Annotated in this window: 11 protein-coding genes and 1 tRNA gene; 6 read left to right on the top strand and 6 right to left on the bottom strand. The window is 60.6% G+C overall.

Annotation, left to right across the window (positions count from 1 at the left end):
• Positions 1-184 precede the first annotated feature (184 nt).
• Positions 185-4909, bottom strand: a complete 4725-nt coding sequence (gene gltB, locus AB4Z25_RS26410; protein WP_112538651.1) for a glutamate synthase large subunit — start codon at positions 4907-4909, stop codon at positions 185-187.
• A gap of 537 nt (positions 4910-5446) precedes the next feature.
• Between gltB and AB4Z25_RS26405 the strand changes: the two genes are divergently transcribed.
• Both AB4Z25_RS26405 and AB4Z25_RS26400 read left to right on the top strand, forming a co-directional pair.
• Positions 5447-6499, top strand: coding sequence for a threonine aldolase family protein (locus tag AB4Z25_RS26405; protein ID WP_112538650.1), 1053 nt, complete (start codon positions 5447-5449; stop codon positions 6497-6499).
• Between the two features lie 342 nt (positions 6500-6841).
• Positions 6842-7279 (top strand): BA14K family protein, encoded by a 438-nt coding sequence (locus AB4Z25_RS26400; protein ID WP_112538649.1) that lies wholly within the window; start codon positions 6842-6844, stop codon positions 7277-7279.
• 42 nt (positions 7280-7321) lie between these two features.
• Here the strand turns inward: AB4Z25_RS26400 and AB4Z25_RS26395 are convergent, their stop codons facing one another.
• Positions 7322-8179: a LysR family transcriptional regulator gene (locus tag AB4Z25_RS26395; RefSeq protein ID WP_112538648.1), complete on the bottom strand. Its 858-nt coding sequence runs from the start codon at positions 8177-8179 to the stop codon at positions 7322-7324.
• A 92-nt stretch (positions 8180-8271) separates the two neighbouring features.
• Here AB4Z25_RS26395 and AB4Z25_RS26390 point away from each other — a divergent pair, with 92 nt between their 5' ends.
• On the top strand, positions 8272-9276 hold the full coding sequence (locus AB4Z25_RS26390) for a bile acid:sodium symporter family protein (protein ID WP_112538647.1): 1005 nt from the start codon (positions 8272-8274) through the stop codon (positions 9274-9276).
• Between the two features lie 82 nt (positions 9277-9358).
• Here the strand turns inward: AB4Z25_RS26390 and AB4Z25_RS26385 are convergent, their stop codons facing one another.
• Positions 9359-9826 (bottom strand): Hsp20 family protein, encoded by a 468-nt coding sequence (locus AB4Z25_RS26385; protein ID WP_112385540.1) that lies wholly within the window; start codon positions 9824-9826, stop codon positions 9359-9361.
• A 419-nt stretch (positions 9827-10245) separates the two neighbouring features.
• Between AB4Z25_RS26385 and AB4Z25_RS26380 the strand changes: the two genes are divergently transcribed.
• Complete coding sequence (locus AB4Z25_RS26380; protein WP_112538646.1) at positions 10246-11220, top strand: alpha/beta hydrolase; 975 nt, start codon at positions 10246-10248, stop codon at positions 11218-11220.
• A 3-nt stretch (positions 11221-11223) separates the two neighbouring features.
• Here the strand turns inward: AB4Z25_RS26380 and hisN are convergent, their stop codons facing one another.
• Complete coding sequence (hisN, locus tag AB4Z25_RS26375; protein ID WP_112538645.1) at positions 11224-11997, bottom strand: histidinol-phosphatase; 774 nt, start codon at positions 11995-11997, stop codon at positions 11224-11226.
• 248 nt (positions 11998-12245) lie between these two features.
• Positions 12246-13127: an N-formylglutamate amidohydrolase gene (locus AB4Z25_RS26370; protein WP_112385543.1), complete on the bottom strand. Its 882-nt coding sequence runs from the start codon at positions 13125-13127 to the stop codon at positions 12246-12248.
• Positions 13128-13315: 188 nt separating this feature from the next.
• Here AB4Z25_RS26370 and cpdR1 point away from each other — a divergent pair, with 188 nt between their 5' ends.
• Entirely contained in the window at positions 13316-13678 is a 363-nt protein-coding gene (gene cpdR1 / locus AB4Z25_RS26365; protein ID WP_003542883.1) for a response regulator CpdR1, read from the top strand.
• Between the two features lie 84 nt (positions 13679-13762).
• Positions 13763-13837, top strand: a tRNA-Val gene (locus AB4Z25_RS26360).
• 592 nt (positions 13838-14429) lie between these two features.
• Here the strand turns inward: AB4Z25_RS26360 and AB4Z25_RS26355 are convergent.
• Positions 14430-17270 (bottom strand): beta strand repeat-containing protein (locus AB4Z25_RS26355; protein ID WP_442210067.1); only part of this gene is annotated, 2841 nt, incomplete at its 5' end.

Genomic DNA, 17270 nt, shown 5'->3' with positions numbered 1-17270 from the left:
GCCAGTTGTCCATCATCAGCCTCAGCTCTGGAGGCAGGTTGCTTCTTTCGACCGTCATCAGCACATATCCCCTGAGATCCATCCGTGCGGACCAGCAGCAGGATGCTGCCACCAATCGGCACGGGTCATTTGAAGATAGTCCGGTCATCCGCCACGCACTCGGCGCGGCGGACTTCTTTGCAAATTATTCCGCAGCGATCCCCATCCGGGCGCGCTCCATTTCCTCAAGCGCACGGCGGTACTCGACCGGCATGACCTTGCGGAATTTCGGGCGGTAGTCGGCCCAGCCGTCCAAGATCTGCTTCGCGCGGGTTGAGCCCGTGTAGTGCAGATGGTTGGAGATCAGCTGATAGAGGCGCTCCTCGTCGTGGCGGGTCATGTCGCCGGAGACGTCGACGCGTCCCTTGTGCGCCAGATCGCCGCCGTGATGATGCAGCTTCTCCATCATGTCGTCCTCTTCCGGAACCGGCTCGAGTTCGACCATCGCCATGTTGCAGCGCTTGGCGAAATCGCCGATCTCGTCGAGAACGTAAGCCACGCCACCGGACATGCCGGCCGCGAAGTTACGCCCCGTTGCGCCGAGCACGACGACGACGCCGCCCGTCATGTATTCGCAGCCGTGGTCGCCCACGCCTTCGACGATGGCGATCGCACCCGAGTTACGGACAGCAAAGCGCTCGCCCGCGACACCGCGGAAGTAGCATTCACCCTCGGTCGCGCCGTAGAGAACGGTGTTGCCGACGATGATCGAATCTTCCGCGACGATCTTCGAATTCTCCGGCGGACGGACGATGATCTTGCCACCCGAAAGGCCCTTGCCGACATAGTCGTTGCCGTCGCCGATCAGGTTGAAGGTGATGCCGCGGGCTAGGAACGCGCCAAACGACTGTCCGGCCGTGCCGCGAAGCGTCACGTTGATCGTGTCTTCCTTCAGACCGCGATGGTTGTAACGCTTGGCGACTTCGCCAGACAGCATCGCGCCTGCCGAACGGTCGACGTTCTTGATATCGACTTCGAAGGCAACCGGGGTCTTGGACGTCAGTGCCGGTTCCGCCTGCTCGATCAGCTTGCGGTCGAGGATATCGTCGATCGGATGCTTCTGGCGTGTGGTCCAGTAGGTCTCTTCCTTGGCAGCTTCGACCTTGTGGAAGATGCGGCTGAAATCGAGACCCTTGGCCTTCCAATGCGCCAGCATCTCGTCCTTCTCCAGCAACTCCGAAGCACCGACGATATCGTCGAGCTTGGTGAAGCCGAGCGAGGCGAGGATTTCGCGCACTTCGTTGGCGACGAAGAAGAAGTAGTTGATGACGTGCTCCGGCGTGCCCTTGAAGCGCTTGCGCAAAACCGGATCCTGCGTCGCAACGCCAACCGGACAGGTGTTCAGATGGCACTTGCGCATCATGATGCAGCCGGCAGCGATCAGCGGCGCGGTCGCGAAGCCGAACTCGTCGGCACCGAGAAGCGCACCGATGATGACGTCGCGGCCGGTCTTCAGACCGCCATCGACCTGCAGGGCGATACGCGAGCGCAGACCGTTCAGCACCAGCGTCTGCTGTGTTTCGGCAAGGCCGATTTCCCAGGGGGAACCCGCATGCTTCAGCGAGGTCAGCGGCGATGCGCCAGTGCCGCCATCGAAGCCCGAGACCGTGATGTGGTCGGCACGCGCCTTGGCAACACCGGCAGCAACCGTGCCGACGCCGACTTCCGAGACGAGCTTGACCGAGACATCGGACGTCGGGTTGACGTTCTTCAGGTCGTAGATCAGCTGTGCCAGATCTTCGATCGAATAGATGTCGTGGTGCGGCGGCGGCGAAATCAGGCCGACGCCCGGGGTCGAGTGGCGGGTCTTGGCGACGGTCGCATCGACCTTGTGGCCGGGCAGCTGACCGCCTTCGCCGGGCTTGGCACCCTGCGCGACCTTGATCTGCAGCATGTCGGCATTGACCAGATATTCCGTCGTCACACCGAAACGTCCCGAGGCGATCTGCTTGATGGCCGAGCGTTCCGGGTTCGACGAGCCATCCGGCAGCGGCATGTAGCGATCGCTCTCTTCGCCGCCCTCGCCGGTGTTCGACTTGCCGCCGATCTTGTTCATGGCGATCGCCAGCGTCGTATGCGCCTCGCGGCTGATCGAGCCGAACGACATGGCGCCCGTCGAGAAGCGCTTGACGATATCGATCGCCGGCTCGACCTCGTCGACGGAAACCGGCGTGCGGCCCAGCTGCTCGGCGCTCTTGATGTTGAAGAGACCGCGGATCGTGTTCATGCGCAGTGCCGACGTGTTCACCATTTCGGCAAACTCGCGGTAGCGATCCTCGGCATTGCCGCGAACGGCATGCTGCAGCGTGGCAACGGCATCCGGCGTCCAGGCATGGCTTTCGCCACGCATGCGGTAGGCATATTCGCCGCCGATATCGAGCGTCGTCGCCAGCAGCGGATCCTTGCCGAAAGCCGACGTATGGCGGGCAACGGTCTCTTCGGCGATCGCCGAGAGATCGACACCTTCGATCATCGTTGCCGTGCCGAAGAAATACTTGTCGACCAGCTCCTGCTGCAGACCGATCGCATCGAAGATCTGGCCGCCGCAATAGGACTGGTAGGTCGAGATGCCCATCTTCGACATGACCTTCAGGATGCCCTTACCGACAGCCTTGATGTAACGATAGACGACTTCCGAGGCATCGACTTCCTTCGGGAACTCGCCCTTGGCATGCATGTCGAGCAACGTATCGAAAGCGAGATACGGGTTGATCGCTTCGGCACCATAGCCAGCGAGCAGGCAGAAATGGTGCACTTCGCGCGGCTCGCCGGTCTCGACGACGATGCCGACGGAGGTGCGCAGACCCTTGCGGATCAGGTGATGGTGGACGGCAGCGGTCGCCAGCAGCGCCGGGATGGCGATGCGATCGGGGCCCAGCTGACGGTCCGACAGCACGATGATGTTGTAGCCGCCCTTGACGGCCGCTTCGGCGCGCTCACAGAGGCGGTCGAGCATTTCGGGCATGCCTTCGGCGCCACGTTCGACGTCATAGGTGAAGTCGAGCGTCTTGGTGTCGAAGCGGTCTTCCGTGTGGCCGATCGAGCGGATCTTCTCGAGATCGCCGTTGGTCAGGATCGGCTGGCGCACTTCCAGACGCTTGGCATTCGCCATGCCGGTATGGTCGAGCAGGTTCGGACGCGGGCCGATGAACGACACGAGGCTCATGACCAGCTCTTCGCGGATCGGATCGATCGGCGGGTTGGTGACCTGCGCGAAGTTCTGCTTGAAATAGGTGTAGAGCAGCTTCGACTTTTCCGACATCGCCGAGATCGGCGTATCGGTGCCCATCGAACCGACGGCTTCCTGACCCGTGGTCGCCATCGGCGACATCAGGATCTTGGTGTCTTCGGTCGTGTAGCCGAAGGCCTGCTGGCGGTTCAGCAGCGAGACATCGCGGCGCAGCGCGCGCGGCTCCACCGGCTTCAGGTCTTCGAGGATCAGCTGCGTACGGTCGAGCCAGCTGCGGTAGGGATGCTTGGTAGCGAGCTCGGACTTCACTTCCTCGTCGGAAACGATCCGGCCCTTTTCCATGTCGATCAGCAGCATCTTGCCGGGCTGCAGGCGCCACTTCTGAACGATGTCCTCTTCCGGAACCGGCAGCGTGCCGGCTTCCGAAGCCAAGATGATACGGTCGTCGTTGGTGACGAGATAGCGCGCCGGACGCAGGCCGTTACGGTCGAGCGTCGCGCCGATCTGCTTGCCATCGGTAAAGGCAACGGCAGCCGGGCCGTCCCACGGCTCCATCAGCGCCGCGTGGTATTCGTAGAATGCCTTGCGCTCGGCAGCCATCGACTGGTTGCCGGCCCAGGCTTCCGGGATCAGCATCATCACGGCATGCGCCATGGAATAGCCGCCGCGCACCAGGAATTCGAGCGCGTTGTCGAAACAGGCCGTATCCGACTGGCCCTCGTAAGAGATAGGCCAAAGCTTGGAGATATCGTCGCCGAACAGCGGCGAGGACACCGAGGCTTGGCGCGCCGCCATCCAGTTGACGTTTGAGCGCAGCGTGTTGATTTCGCCGTTATGGGCAACCATGCGGTACGGATGCGCCAGCTTCCAGGACGGGAAGGTGTTGGTCGAGAAGCGCTGATGCACGAGCGCGACAGCGCTTTCGAACCGCGGGTCCGCCAGATCGGTGTAATAGGCGCCGACCTGATAGGCCAGGAACATGCCCTTGTAGACAATCGTCGCCGACGACAGCGATACCGGATAGAAATTGCTCTCCTCGCCATCGAACTCGTCATAGATGCGGTTGGAGATCACCTTGCGGAGCGTGAACAGGCGGCGCTCGAACTCGTCGTTCGTCGCGGCATCTTCGCCGGCGCCGATGAAGATCTGAACGTGATGCGGCTCGGTGGCGGCGATTTCAGGCGCCTTGGACAGCGACGAGTTGTCGACCGGCACATCGCGGAAGCCGATCAGAACCTGGCCTTCCTCGGTGATGACATCCTTGATCACCTTCTTGAAATGCTCGATCTGTGCTTCGTCGCGCGGCATGAAGATGTGACCAACGCCGTATTCGCCGGCCTTCGGCAGGGTGATGCCCTGCTTCGCCATTTCCTCGCGGAAGAAGCGATCGGGAATCTGCACGAGAATTCCTGCACCGTCACCCATCAGCGGATCGGCGCCGACGGCACCGCGGTGCGTCAGGTTTTCGAGAATGAAGAGGCCGTCCTTGACGATCTGATGCGACTTCTGACCCTTCATATGCGCAACAAAGCCGACGCCACAGGCATCGTGCTCGTTGCGGGGATCGTAGAGGCCTTGCTTTTTCGGCAGCCCGGAGGCGAATTTGCGCGTTTTGGCCGTTGCGCGCGCACTGGCCGCAGCACTCTGGTCAAAACTCGTGGATGGCGTCTTCTTCGTCATCGTCTTCGCTCCTGTCAAAGCCCGCGGGGGTCGGCGGGCGGCCTTTCGTCATGCACCGTTCCCGATCTTAGGTCCGGCGCGTGACAGCGCTGTTGCATTGTGAAGATCGGCCGCATGCGTCCGCCAGAAGCGATCCGCCGCGCTCCGCGCCTGTCAGCCGCCTCCGCGCAACCTCAAAGGTCTTGCGCTCGTGCGGACTATAACGTGAAAGCCTGCAAAGGTCAGGACTTTCGGCACCTCTCCGGCCACGAAGGCCAAAATAGGACAACAACCCTGTCCTAATTCACAAGTTCTATGCCAGAATGACGGAGCTCCCGCAAGAGTGATAAATTAAAAAAACATCAAGTTTCGACCAAAAGTTACCCTAAACAACAATTGTGCGACATAAAATTACGCTCTTTTGCATTATTTTGTATATTGATTGCGGAAATCAGATTTCGTGATGTGTCTGATGGCTGCCGCTTGATCGGCCGCGGCAATGGCGTAATGTCCCTGCCGAACTTTACCCCTCCCCAAACTACCAAGTGCGGTCACATCATGTTTTTTGCTTCCGACAACTGGGCCGGTGCCCACGAGGCCATTGCCAAACGCCTTCTTTCAGCCTCCACCGGCTTTGCCGCCGCCTATGGCAACAGCGATCTCGACAAGAAGGTCGCAGCCCGCTTCTCCGAGGTCTTTGAGCGCGACGTCGCCGTCTTCTTCGTGGCAACAGGCACCGCCGCCAACTCACTCTCGCTTGCCAGCGTGCAACGGCCGGGCGGCGTGACCTTCTGCCACTCCGAGGCCCACGTGATCGAAGACGAGTGCGGCGCACCGGAATTCTTCGCCGATTCTGCCCGCCTAATCCCCGTCAGCGGCGAGGCTGGAAAGATCGACCCGGCGAAACTCGCGGCGAAGATCGCCAGCTTCCCGGAAGATGCCGTGCATCACGGCCGCGCCTCCGCCATTTCCATCACTCAGGCGACAGAGATCGGCACCGTCTACTCGCTGCCTGAAATCGGCGAGATCTCGTCGATCGCCAAAAAGCGCGGCCTCCCGCTTCATATGGATGGCGCCCGTTTTGCAAATGCGCTTGTCGCGCTCGGTGCAACACCGGCGGAAATGACCTGGAAGCGCGGCGTCGATATTCTCTCGTTCGGCGGCACCAAGAACGGCTGCTGGTGTGCGGAAGCGATCGTCTTCTTCAATCCGGAGCAGGCCAAGGATATTCCCTTCATCCGCAAGCGCGCCGCGCAGCTCTTCTCCAAATCGCGCTTCATCGCCGCACAGTTCGACGCCTATTTCGAGGAAGAGCTCTGGCTTGGCCTTGCACGCCATTCGAACGGCATGGCCGACCAGCTGCGCTCCGGCATCGGCGCCAGCAATTCCGCCCGCCTTGCCTGGCCGACGGCATCCAACGAAGTCTTTTCCGTGATCACCAAGGCAGCAGCCAAGACCGCCGAAAGCCGCGGCGCAAAATTCTATGAGTGGCCTATCCCGGTCGCCACCCCGGAACTCGTTGGCGACAACGAAACGCTGATCCGTCTGGTGACCAGCTTTGCGACGACGGAAGCCGATGTCGACGGCTTCCTGAAATGCCTGGCGGCATAAGACGGCATCAATTCTGATGTCCGAAGACGGCGGATTGGGGTGCACCCTGATCCGCCTTTTCTGCTTCGTGGCCAATCACCACGATCATCATCACGCAGGCAACCAGCCCGGATACGAATATTGCTCCATAAACCATAGGTCCGTTCTCCCTCGCCCCGAACGACGACCTTTAAGGATTGCTAAACTATCGGCCGAAATCTGACCAAACGCCTAAGCGACACGGTTGAGAGCGGCTTAAAGCGGCAAGCAGCCCGTTAACGTTTGCGTGAAAGCCTGCACAAAAGTGTGGTCTCGCGGAACTTTCGGGCCGCCTTTCGATTTTACAGGCGAAAGGTGAAAATCATGAAAAAACTCGCAATCCTAGTCATTTCTCTCGCCACCGCCTTCACCGGCATTGCGCCAGCGCAGGCGTTCCCCGTGGTCAACATCGAGAAGCCGCAGCTGGCATCCGATATCCAGCAAGTGCGCAGCCCCAGAATTGTGCGCCACCGCAACTGGAACAACCACCATTGGAACAATGGCCGCTACCACTCGAACTATAACCGCCGCTACTATCGCGACGGCTACTACCATCGCCATAACAACAATACCGGCGCGATTATCGGCGGACTTGCAGCCGGTGCGATCATCGGCGGCGCATTGAGCGCTGCGTCGCAGCCGCGCTACTATGGCGGCAACTCGCATACCCGCTGGTGCGCCGACCGCTACCGTTCTTACCGGGCTTCGGATAACACGTTCCAGCCCTATAACGGCCCCCGCCAGCAGTGCGTAGGCCCATAACCGGAACAACAGAAACCCCCGCCGATCCGGCGGGGTTTTTCTTTAGTTGCTTGACCGCAAGCTGCGCACCTTGCCGAGGATGTCTTCGGAAAGCGCCGAGACCAGAGCCCGATCGGCGCCCTTGCGTGGGACAAGCACAAATTCCACATCCTCAAGCACCGGCAGCCGACCAGGCGAAATTTCCTTCAATCCTGACGGTGCCATGCTGCGCGGTTGCACCAGCACCCCCATTCCGGCACGCGCCGCCGCCGTAAGGCCGCTGAGGCTGCCGCAGGTGCAGACGATCCGCCACGCCACCTGCGTCCGCCCCAGTGCTTCCAGCGCGATGCTGCGGGTGACGCTTGGCGCCGGGAAGGCGATCAGCGGCAGCGGGTTCTGCGCCATGATATGCTCGGGATCACGCGCCAGCCACACCAGAGGCTCGCGGTAAACCAGCTTGCCGCGCGCATCCCCCAGCCGGCGCTTCGCAAGCACGAGGTCGATCTCGCCATTGTCCTGCATCTCATAGAGCGCACCAGAAAGAGCAACGGTGAGCTCCAGATCGACGGAGGGATGCGAGCGGACGAAATCTTCCAGCACCGCCGGGAGCTGGCTGGTGACGAAATCCTCCGAAACGCCGAGTCTGAGCTTGCCGCGCAGACTGTTGCCGCGAAACAGAGACTGCACTTGCCCCTCGATCGAAAGCATGGCCCGGGCATGCGACAGCAGCGCCTCACCGTCTCCAGTCAGCACCACCTTATGCGTATCCCGCGCCAGCAATTTCCGGCCGACCGACGTTTCAAGCCGCTGAATATGCTGGCTGACCGTCGATTGCCCAAGCCCCAGGCGCTCGGCAGCCAGAGTGAAACTGCCCATCTGTTCGACGGCGACGAAACTGCGCAACTGGGTAAGATCGAGCATTCTAATCTCAATTCATGATAACTGTTATTCCTTGCATCCTGAATCATAATGGATGACAAAACAATGAACTTAGAATTGCCCGGGACCAGATCATGCGCCGCTTCCTGCCAGATACTTTCACGATCCTCCTCGTCTGCACCGTTATCCTCGCGTCGCTGTTTCCGGCGGACGGAGCGTTTGCCGGTTACTTCAGCATTGCCACGGATTTGGCGATCGCCCTGTTGTTCTTCCTGCACGGCGCGCGTCTTTCCCGCGACGTGGTGATCGCCGGCGTGCTGCACTGGCGTCTGCATCTGGCGATCCTGCTGACCACTTTCGCGCTTTTCCCGCTACTTGGCGTAGCCATCGGCTTCATCCCCGATACGATCCTGCCGCAACCGCTCTATCTCGGCATTCTCTTCCTCTGCGTGCTGCCTTCGACGGTTCAGTCCTCGATCGCCTTCACCTCGATGGCCGGCGGCAATGTTCCGGCAGCGATCTGCTCGGCATCGGCATCGAACATCTTCGGCATGTTCCTGACGCCGCTGCTCGTCGGCCTATTATTTTCGGTCGGCGGCCATGGCGGCTTCTCGTGGGATGCGCTGGAGCAGATCATGCTGCAGCTGCTGCTGCCCTTCGTGCTCGGCCAGGTATTGCAGCCGTGGATCGGTGACTGGATCCGCTCGATAAAGAAGATCCTGATGCCTGTCGATCGCGGATCGATCCTGATGGTCGTCTACGTGGCCTTCAGCAAGGCCGTCGTCGAGGGTCTCTGGCATACGTTCTCGATCGGCGATATCGCCGTGGTCATCGTCCTCGACATGCTGCTGCTGGCGCTGGTTCTTGCGATCACCATGTACGGAAGCCGGGCGCTCGGCTTCAACAAGGCCGACGAGATCACCATCACCTTTTGTGGCTCGAAGAAGAGCCTGGCGAGCGGCGTGCCGATGGCCAACGTCATCTTCGCCGGCCAGTCAATCGGCGCTATCGTGCTGCCGCTGATGCTGTTCCACCAGATCCAGCTGATGGCCTGCGCCGTCATCGCCCAGAAATACGCGGCTGCCGCCGCAAAGCGGGCCAGCGCCAAGGAGCTCGAGGAAGCGGCAAGTCCGGCCTGACCGGCGAGCCCGGCAAGCAATCAACAAAAAAGCGGCGCTCCACCGGAGCGCCGCTTTTCTTTTCAGTCCTGGGAGGGATTGATCAGTTGGTGACCTGAGCCTCGATGGCCTTGGGCGCGTTGACCGCCTCGGCGGCAATCGCAATCTTCCGGGGCTTCATGGCTTCAGGAATGCTGCGCAGAAGGTCGATGTGCAGCAGGCCGTTCTTCAGCGAAGCGGCAGTGACCTCGACATGATCGGCAAGCTGAAAGCGGCGCTCGAAAGTGCGCTTGGCGATGCCGCGATAGAGGAATTCGCTGCCGTCGGCAGCATCTTCGCTCTTTTCGCCCTTGACGGTCAGGGCGTGCGCCTGGGCTTCGATCGAGATTTCGGTTTCATCGAAACCGGCAACCGCCATCGTGATGCGGTAGGTGTTCTCACCGGTGCGCTCGATATTGTAGGGCGGATAGGTCTGGCCCTGATCGGGCTGAGCAAGGCTGTCGAGCATCGTGAAAAGACGATCGAAACCGACGGTGGAACGGTAGAGGGGAGAGAAATCGACGTGACGCATAGTGTCCTCCTTGGGAAGCGACGAGTTGCGAAAAACATGTCCCCGAAACCCCATATTCGGCAGCTTCGGAGCGGTTGGGCAGGCCCTTCCGGCACCTGCAGAATTCAGATGGTGATCGATTTTCCGGAGTTCAAGTGCCGCCGATCAGACCGGTGAACCACGCATGAACGCCCGGTTCGGTATCGGTTCAGTCGCCCTGTCCTAGAAATCAAACCGTCGGGTAATCAAACTGGCCCGATGGCTGAAGTGCATCGTCCCTTCTTCTTCAGTCCGACTATGGACCGGCGCCGGGCATCCCTCTCGCCCCGCCGGTCTCTTTTTTCGAGCGGACTTGGCGGCCGGACGATCTTTAAGAGTTGATTTCAGCCTCGCGTGCATTATCCCCTACAATAGACGTTCATCGAGCAGCGGCAAATTCCATGGACCAGGTTCTCATCTCGACTCCAGACAATCCGGCCCCAGAGAACCGGACCGAGGGCTATTTCGAGACCTTTGACGGGCAGCAGCTGCGTTATGCGGTGTTTCGCTCCAACGCCTCCGTCGCCAAGGGCACGGTCGTGCTGCTGCAGGGCCGCAACGAATATATCGAGAAATATTTCGAGACGATCCGCGATCTGACGGCGAAGGGCCTCTGGGTGGCGACCTTCGACCTGCGCGGCCAGGGCGGCTCGCCGCGCCTCGTCAAGAAGCGCCAGCACGGCCATGTCCGGCGGTTTTCGGATTACGAGCGCGACCTCGACATCTTCCTGGAGAAGATCGTGCTGCCGGACACCCGCTTGCCCTTCTACATCCTGGCGCATTCCACCGGAGCGCTGATTGCGCTTTCCGCCGCACCGTATCTATCGACCCGCATCGAGCGTATGGTTTTGTCGGCACCGTTCATCGGTCTGATCGGCCAGGCTGCATCGGCCTCGACCATCCGTAGGCTGGCGTCCGCCGCCTGCAGCGTCGGCTTGGGCACCATGGCGCTGAGCGCCAAATTGCGCGAGCCCGAGTTCCGCGACAATCCGCTGACGTCAGACGAGGTCCGCTTCGAGCGCAACGCCGCAATGACGCGAAATCACCCCGAACTAACGCTCGGCCCGCCGACTGCCCGCTGGCTGGTCGAATCCTTCAAGACGATCGACAAGGTGATGGCGCCGAATCACCTGTTCTCCATCACCATTCCGACCGTTGTCATCGCCCCCACGCGTGACGGCGTCGTGCCCTATATCGCCCAGGAGCGCCTGTCGCGCTATTTCCGCGCCGGTCAGCTGGTGCCGGTCAACGGCGCCCGTCACGAGATCTTCCAGGAGCGCGATGTCTATCGCGCAGCCGCCCTTGCCGCCTTCCACGCCTTCATCCCCGGCAGCGATGCCGAAGCGATACAGGAAGTCGAAGCGATCGGCACCTGACGCCTAGCGCTGCAGGATGGCGATCGCCTGTTCGTAGACAGCCCGGCTGCCGGCGGCGATGATCGAACCGCCGTTTTCCGGCCGCCCGCCGTCCCAGGTCGTCATGATGCCCCCCGCCTTTTCGACGACAGGAATGATGCCGCCGACGTCGTAGGGCTTCAGGCTGTTTTCGATCACGAGATCGATATGCCCGGCCGCAAGCAGCGCATAGGCGTAGCAATCGCAGCCATAGCGGAACAACCGCACCTGGCTTTCGATCTCCCGGTACTTGTCCATATCGCTGCCGGTGAAGAGATGCGGCGAGGTTGTAAACAGGATGGCGTTGGAAAGCGCATCGCAATCGCGCACCTTGAGCTGCCTGTCGCCTTCCGGCCCGGTGTAGAACGAACCGCTCTGGTCAGCGAAATAGCGCTCTCCGGTGAACGGCTGCTCGATCATGCCCATGATGGCTTGGCCATTTTGCTGCAGGCCGATCAGCGTGCCCCAGACGGGTACGCCCGATATGAAGGCCCGCGTGCCATCGATCGGATCGATGACCCAGACATATTCCCGGTCGAGACCGACGCTGCCGTGCTCCTCGCCAAGGATGCCGTGTTCGGGATAATGCGCCTCGATCAGCTTGCGGATCGCAGCTTCCGCCGCCTGGTCGCCCTCGGTGACCGGGTCGAACCCGCTGACGAGCTTGTTGGTGACATCAAGGCCGGAGCGGAAGCGCGGAAGCGTTTCGGCCTTGGCCGCTTCGGCCAGACGATTGAAGAACGAGCGGTCGGGGAGCATTGGCGGATCCGTTTCTGGCCTCGGGATTGGCGCTTTTCATAGCGAAACTGCGTTAAAATGCAAACACTTCAGGCAATCGATCTTTATCTGCCTAATTATTTTGCACCGCAATATTTTGCTTGACGATTGTGCAGCGCAATAGTAGCTTCTTCTTACAGTCTTCTGACTGTAAATACCCTCCTTGGGTGTTTCCTCCCTAGACTTAGCCGCGCTGCAGAGCGCGGTTTTTTTTGAGTATTGCCAGGGAGTTATTCAGCAGCCAGTGCCGTATCGTCGGCAAAGCGCTGCACGTAATCAGCCATCTGCCGCATGAAGCTCGTCACCGCATTGGCGATCACCGGGAAATCCGCGCGCTTTTCCAGCGTGACCTCATCGACGTAGATCGAGCGGTTGACCTCGATCTGCAGCGCATGCAAACCCCTCGACGGGCGCCCGTAATGCTCGGTGATGAAGCCGCCGGCATAGGGCTTGTTGCGAATGGCCGTGAAGCCCATCTCTTCGAAGATACTGATCGCAGTGCGCGACAACTCGGCGGAGGCCGACGTCCCGTAACGGTCGCCGATGATGAAATCCGGCCGCTGGTTGCTGCCGGCAACCCGCACGTTTCCAGGCATCGAGTGGCAATCGATCAGCACACCGAAGCCGAACTGCACATGGGTACGGGCAATCAGCCGCCGCAGTGCGGCGTGATATGGCTTGTAGACGCTCTCGACGCGATCAAGCCCTTCCTGGACCGGAATGCGCCGCGCATAGATCTCCATGTTTTCGGCGACGATGCGCGGGATGGTCCCTAGACCGCCTGCAACACGCAGCGAATTGATGTTCGCATAGGACGGCAGAAGCCCGTCGAACATTCGCGGATCGAGTTCATAGGGTTCACGGTTAACGTCGAGATAGGCCCGCGGGAAGTTTGCGAGCAGCAGCGGCGCACCGAGCAGGCTGGCCGCCGAGAACAGTTCATCGACGTAGTGATCCTCCGAGCGGCGGATCGAAATGCCCTGAAGACGGGACTGGGCGATAAATTCCGGTGGATAAATGCGGCCGCTATGGGGGGAATTGTAAACGAAGGGAATGGTCTGCGACACGGGCTCACGTATCTCAAAAAGCTCGTATTCGCGGATTTCAGGCACCTTCTACCCTCTTAACCATGTCGTTCGAGGCTTGCTTGCCCCATGTTGCCAGTTGCCCGGCCGCAAGTCCATACTATGTACAGGGGATGACAGCCACGGGTGGTCACTTCACCGGTTGTTTACCGGGGAAGGACTAGTGTATTGGCTGGAGCCTCCCATAAAAATTCATCTCACCAGCGGTCTGGATAATGACTCAGAAGATACTGCTTGCAGAAGACGACAACGACATGCGCCGCTTCCTCGTGAAGGCGCTCGAAAAGGCAGGCTACAAGGTTCTGTCCTACGACAACGGCGCAAGCGCCTATGACCGGCTCCGCGAAGAGCCCTTTTCGCTTCTGCTGACCGACATCGTCATGCCTGAAATGGACGGCATCGAACTCGCGCGTCGCGCGACCGAACTCGATCCGGACCTCAAGGTCATGTTCATCACCGGTTTTGCTGCCGTGGCACTGAACCCTGATTCGAAGGCACCGAAGGATGCAAAGGTCCTTTCCAAGCCTTTCCACCTCCGCGATCTCGTCGACGAAGTGAACAAAATGCTTGCCGCATAAGGCTTGCAGGCGTCAGGTCACAAAACTTCAAAAAAGCCTATTGACGGCCCCAAAGGTTTTGTGATCTATGCGCCGCCATCGGATGGGCGTGTAGCTCAGCGGGAGAGCACTACGTTGACATCGTAGGGGTCACAGGTTCAATCCCTGTCACGCCCACCATCCGATCCTCTTGATTTATTAGAGGATTTTACCAAGCCGCTGATTGGTGATTTTAGCTTCCCTCAAAGCCGGCTAAGTTTTCTCACAAAATCTCCCACGCCGCTGCCTTCTGCAGCACTGCCATTTCCCGCGTCTGCCGCGCGCTATCGCAGAGGAACTGCGGTATGGTTCTCAGTCGAATTAAGAAGCATGCCCTGAAATACGCCATGGCGATCGCTGCTGTGTGCTGGGCTCAATCTTTGGCACAAGCGAAAGCCTCTACAGAGCCTTCACGACGTGCTCGCTGATGCAACCCGGGCCGCAACAGCACAAGACTGTCATCTCTCGCCCTAGGCCCTCTCTGGGCCTTTTATGGCCGTTGAAAAATCGGAATGACCGGGCCCAGCCGGCGGCACACTTCCATCACATAAAACAGCCGACGCGAATCGGACGGCAATGATGATTCGCGGCATGGTCTCGAAGCGAACTGGGGGCAGCTTGTTGCCATGCGCGAGGACCAGGTAGGCCGGAAAATGAAAAGGGCCCGCAAAGCTGCGGGCCCGATTGCGTTAAGCCGGTGAAGCGTGGCCGACAGGCCACCCTCCCTTGCGTCTTAGGCTGCGTTGTAGGCGGCCACGACGGCTGCCAGCTGATCGTCGTTCATTGCCTGGATCTGCGGCGTGGTGAAGGCGTTGGCGTGATCCTTGTCCAAAGCCGTGATGTCGTCCGCAGACAGTCCCTTGATCGCGCTGACGTCGATTGCGGCGATCTCGTCGACCGAGAATTTCGCGACGCCTTCCGGCGCCATGGCGCCGATCTGTGCAGCGTTCAACTTTGCGGTCTGCGACAGCGTGATCCCTTCGATCTGAGCGGTGCTCATCGAGGTGATCTGCGTTGCCTTGAGACCGGTGATCGCCGTGTCGCTGAGCTTGCCGATCTGAGCCGCAGAGAGACCCGCGATCTGATCGTTGCTCAGTGCGCCGACCTGGGCGGCGGAGAGTGCGCCGAGCTGGTCGTCGGTGAACTTGCCGAGCTGGGCAGCCTTGAAGCCGGCGATCTGCTGTGTCGTGATCGACTTGATCTGATCAGCGCTCAGCTTGCCGATCTGGCTGTCGCTGAGAACACCGATCGCGTCGGTCTTCAGACCACCCATCGACTTGGTACCGATCGCGGCAACCGCGTCGTCCGTCAGTTTGGTGACGTTCGTGGCGCTGAAGCCAGCGACCTGCAGAGCAGTCAGCAGACCTGCCTGGCCTGTGGTGATGCCGGCAACCTGATCGGCGCTCATTGCCGTGATCTGGCTTGCCTTCAGACCCGCTACAGCCGAGTTGCTGAGCTTGCCGATCTGACCGGCAGAGAGACCGCCAATCTGGTCGTTGGTCAGTGCACCAACCTGAGCGGCGGAAAGTGCGCCGATCTGGTCGTCACTGAACTTGCCGAGCTGAGCAGCCGTGAAGCTGGCAACCTGCGTCGAAAGCAGACCGGAGATCTGGTCCGCGCTGAGCTTGCCGATCTGGCTTTCGCTGAGAGCGGCAATGGCATCGGCCTTCAGACCGTTGATCGACTTCGCCGTGATCGCCCCGATGTCGTCATCGGAGAACTTCTTGATGTCGTCGGCGCTCAGAGCACCGACCTGGGCTGCCGTCAGCACAGCGGCCTGGGACGTGCTGACGCCTTCGAGCTGTACGTCGGTCATGCCGCTGATCTGGGTTGCCTTCAGACCGCCCACTGCAGCGTTGCTGAGCTTGCCGATCTGGGCAGCCGAGAGACCGGCGATCTGCGTGTCGGAGAGTGCGCCGACCTGAGCAGCCGACAGAGCACCCATCTGATCGTCGGTGAACTTGCCGAGCTGAGCAGCTGTGAAGCCTGCGATCTGCTGCGTTGTCACCGCCTTGATCTGATCGGCGCTGAGCTTGCCGATCTGGCTGTCGCTGAGGACAGCGATCGCTTCGTTCTTCAAGCCAGGGATCGCCTTGGCGGTCAGGCCGGCAACTGCGTTGTCGGTCAGCTTCGTCACGTTCGTGGCGCTGAAGCCACCAACCTGCGCAGCTGTCAGCAGAGCACTCTGGTCAGCGGTGATGCCGGCAACCTGATCGGCGCTCATCGCCGTGATCTGCGTGGCCTTGAGACCGGTGACTGCCGTGTTGCTGATCTTGCCGATCTGACCGGCCGAGAGGCCACCGATCTGCGTATCGGTCAGCGCGCCGACCTGAGTTGCGGAGAGCGCACCGATCTGGTCGTCGGTGAACTTGCCGAGCTGCGTGGCAGTGAAGCCGCTGACCTGCTTCGGCGTCATCGCCTTGAGCTGGTCGGTGCTGAGCTTGCCGACCTGGCTTTCGCTGAGGACAGCGATCGCGTCGTTCGTCAGGCTCGGGATTGCCTTGGCGGTCAGGCCCGCAACCGCATCATCGGTCAGCTTCGTAACGTTCGTGGCAGTGAAGCCAGCAACCTGCGCACCGGTCAGAAGAGCGCTCTGGCCTGCGGTGATGCCGGCAACCTGATCGGCAGTCATCGCCGTGATCTGGCTTGCCTTGAGGCCGGTGACGGCCGTGTTGCTAAGCTTGCCGATCTGACCGGCGGAAAGACCACCGATCTGGTCGTTGGTCAGTGCACCAACCTGAGCGGCGGAGAGTGCGCCGATCTGGTCGTCGGTGAACTTGCCAAGCTGAGCAGCCGTGAAGCTCGCAACCTGTGTCGACAGCAGACCGGAGATCTGGCCGGTCGTCAGCTTGCCGATCTGGCTTTCGGTAAGGGCAGCGATTGCCTCGTTCTTCAGGCCGTTAATCGACTTTACACCAATCGCCCCGATTTCGTCGTCGGAGAACTTCTTGATGTCATCGGCACTGAGAGCACCGACCTGGGCCGCCGTCAGTGCGCCAGCCTGCGCAACGCTCAGACCTTCAAGCTGCGTGTCAGACATACCGCTGATCTGCGTTGCCTTCAGACCGCCCACTGCAGCGTTGCTGAGCTTGCCAATCTGAGCAGCCGAGAGACCGACGATCTGCGTGTCGGAGAGAGAACCGACCTGGGCTGCCGTCAGAGCACCCATCTGATCGTCGGTGAACTTGCCGAGCTGGCCAGCCGTGAAGGCGGTAACCTGCTTCGGCGTCATCACCTTGATCTGGTCGGCGCTGAGCTTGCCGATCTGGCTGTCGCTGAGGACAGCGATCGCTTCGTTGGTAAGACCACCAATCGCCTTGGCGGATATCCCGGCAACAGCGTCGTCGGTCAGCTTCGTCACGTTCGTGGCGCTGAAGCCCGCAACCTGCGCAGCCGTCAGCAGAGCGCTCTGACCTGCGGTGATGCCGGCAACCTGATCGGCAGTCATCGCCGTGATCTGCGTGGCCTTGAGGCCAGCGACAGCAGCATTGCTGAGCTTGCCGATCTGACCGGCGGTCAGGCCACCGATCTGGTCGTTGGTGAGCGAGCCGACCTGGGCAGCCGACAATGCGCC

It is taken from the genome of Rhizobium sp. RAF36, from assembly GCF_052114105.1.
Lineage (GTDB): Bacteria > Pseudomonadota > Alphaproteobacteria > Rhizobiales > Rhizobiaceae > Rhizobium.
The sequence above is the reverse complement of the archived record's forward strand: the minus strand, read 5'-3'. Positions and strand labels throughout refer to the sequence as shown.

Coding starts and splice junctions, on each gene's coding strand:
- AB4Z25_RS26390 (WP_112538647.1), top strand. CDS start 8,272: ATGCGCCGCTTCCTGCCAGATACTTTCACGATCCTCCTCGTCTGCACC.
- hisN (WP_112538645.1), bottom strand. CDS start 11,997: ATGCTCCCCGACCGCTCGTTCTTCAATCGTCTGGCCGAAGCGGCCAAG.
- cpdR1 (WP_003542883.1), top strand. CDS start 13,316: ATGACTCAGAAGATACTGCTTGCAGAAGACGACAACGACATGCGCCGC.
- AB4Z25_RS26385 (WP_112385540.1), bottom strand. CDS start 9,826: ATGCGTCACGTCGATTTCTCTCCCCTCTACCGTTCCACCGTCGGTTTC.
- AB4Z25_RS26380 (WP_112538646.1), top strand. CDS start 10,246: ATGGACCAGGTTCTCATCTCGACTCCAGACAATCCGGCCCCAGAGAAC.
- AB4Z25_RS26395 (WP_112538648.1), bottom strand. CDS start 8,179: ATGCTCGATCTTACCCAGTTGCGCAGTTTCGTCGCCGTCGAACAGATG.
- AB4Z25_RS26405 (WP_112538650.1), top strand. CDS start 5,447: ATGTTTTTTGCTTCCGACAACTGGGCCGGTGCCCACGAGGCCATTGCC.
- gltB (WP_112538651.1), bottom strand. CDS start 4,909: ATGACGAAGAAGACGCCATCCACGAGTTTTGACCAGAGTGCTGCGGCC.
- AB4Z25_RS26400 (WP_112538649.1), top strand. CDS start 6,842: ATGAAAAAACTCGCAATCCTAGTCATTTCTCTCGCCACCGCCTTCACC.